The 1,740-nt window shown below is 64.8% G+C and carries 2 protein-coding genes; both read right to left on the bottom strand.

All coding sequences use genetic code 11. The features are described 5' to 3' along the window. A partial coding sequence (locus tag C9J87_RS19245) for an SDR family NAD(P)-dependent oxidoreductase (protein WP_198652423.1) occupies nucleotides 1-340 on the bottom strand: 340 nt, incomplete at its 3' end. Next, nucleotides 337-1,725, bottom strand: coding sequence for an MFS transporter (locus tag C9J87_RS19250; RefSeq protein ID WP_107706351.1), 1,389 nt, complete (start codon nucleotides 1,723-1,725; stop codon nucleotides 337-339). The genes C9J87_RS19245 and C9J87_RS19250, both read right to left, overlap by 4 nt. Nucleotides 1,726-1,740: the final 15 nt, after the last annotated feature.

Consider the following 1,740-nt stretch of genomic DNA (forward strand, 5'->3'; position numbering starts at 1 on the left):
GGTCGACGCTGAGCATGTCGTCCCACAGGGTGTCACTCAGTTCGGCCAACGCCGAGCGCCGCAGGATCCCGGCGTTGGCGACTGCGATGTCGAGGCGGCCCCACTCGTCCACGGCCCGTTGTGCGAACGCCTCGACCTGGCCGCTGTCGCGGACATCGACCTCGTGGATCACGCAGCGCCCGCCCTCCTGCTGGACGAGCGCTGCGGTCTCCTGCGGGTCGTGAGGGTCGCCGGGGAAGGTGCCGATGACACTCGCCGTGCCCGTCCGGGCGTAGGCGACGGCGAGCGACCTGCCGATGCCGCTGGCAGCACCGGTGATGATGGCAACCCGTTCGGTCACGACAGATGCGAACCGTGCGAGCCGGGCGGGACCAAGCTGGCGTCGATGGCCTCCAGGGCCGTCACCTTCTTCGCCCCGAACATCACGACACCGGAGACGAACGTCCCGATCACGCCCACGTAGAGCGCGGTGTCCGACCATGTAACGCCGGCCGTCAACAGGGCGGTGATGATCAGCCCAGCCACGATGGCTCCGGGCTGACTCATCGCATTCAGGAACGACACCCCGGTGGCCCGGCAGTCCGTCTCGTAGCACTCACCCATGTAGAACAGCAGGGCGGCGTAGGGGCCGACCAGGAAGAACATGCCCACCGAGTAGAAGAAGACCACGGCGGTGTCGCCCTGGGCGACGAGGAGCATGAGACCGAACATGAGGCTGGATATGAGCCACCCGATCCCGATGACGTTGCGCCGGCCGTAACGGTCGCCCATCCAGCCGTGGAAGAGGTACCCGGTGAATCCCACCAGGTTGATGATCACGAACATGATCAGGGCGGCAGCGAAGTCAACGCCCTTGCCTTCGGTCAGGACAGTCGTACCGAGGATCGCGAAGGTGGTGATGCCGAACCAGTTAGTCACCCACGCCAGGCTCAGCATGATCGTGTTGCGGCGCGCGTCGGGTGCGAAGATCTCAACCAAGGGGGTGGCGCGACCAGCGTCGAGGCCGTACTCGGCCGACATCGCTGCAGCCTCCTCGGCCTTGCCTGCCTTCTTCAATTCGCGGATCTCCTGGTCGACCAGGAACTGCGGCGTCTCGCGCAGCTTGCGCCGAAGGAGCACGATGATGATCGCCGGGAATGTCGCGAGCAGGAAACATCCCCTCCATCCGACCAACGGGAGGAACACTGCGGAAAAGCCGGCAGCCAACAGGACGCCGAGCGGCCAACCACCCTGGACGATGCTGTAGATGAAGCCGCGGCGCTTCTTGATCGCCTCATCCTCGCTCACGGCGTAAATCTCGTTGAGGTAGGTGGTATTGACACCCTGCTCGGCAAGTCCCAGGCCGGCGATCGAGCGCACACCCACGAGGTAGGCGGCACTCATCGTCAATGCCGTAAAGCCCGATGCCACCGCCGTGCCAGAAACGGTGAGCAGCATCCCCTTACGGCGTCCGATGCGGTCAACGATGGGGCCCACAGCCAGAACGACGAGCGCAGTGCCAACCGCTACCGCAGTCGACACCCCGGTCGCGGTGGCATTCGACCAGCCCATGTCCTCGGCGATGACGGGGAGCAAGGTGCCGAACAGGATGAAGTCGTAGACGGCGAACACCCAAGCCAAGAACGCGAAGGCAGTTCCCTTGCGGGTCTCCCTGACGCTAACCGCGTGCTTGGCCCAAGGGTTGATGGCAGACGTCGTGCCAAGATTGGGATCGATCGTGGACATAGTGCGGATCCTTCG

The sequence above is a fragment of the Nocardioides allogilvus genome, assembly GCF_003047285.1.
GTDB classification, from domain to species: domain Bacteria; phylum Actinomycetota; class Actinomycetes; order Propionibacteriales; family Nocardioidaceae; genus Nocardioides; species Nocardioides allogilvus.

Excerpts from the sequence above, each read along its gene's own strand:
- C9J87_RS19250 (WP_107706351.1), bottom strand. The coding sequence starts at position 1,725 with ATGTCCACGATCGATCCCAATCTTGGCACGACGTCTGCCATCAACCCT.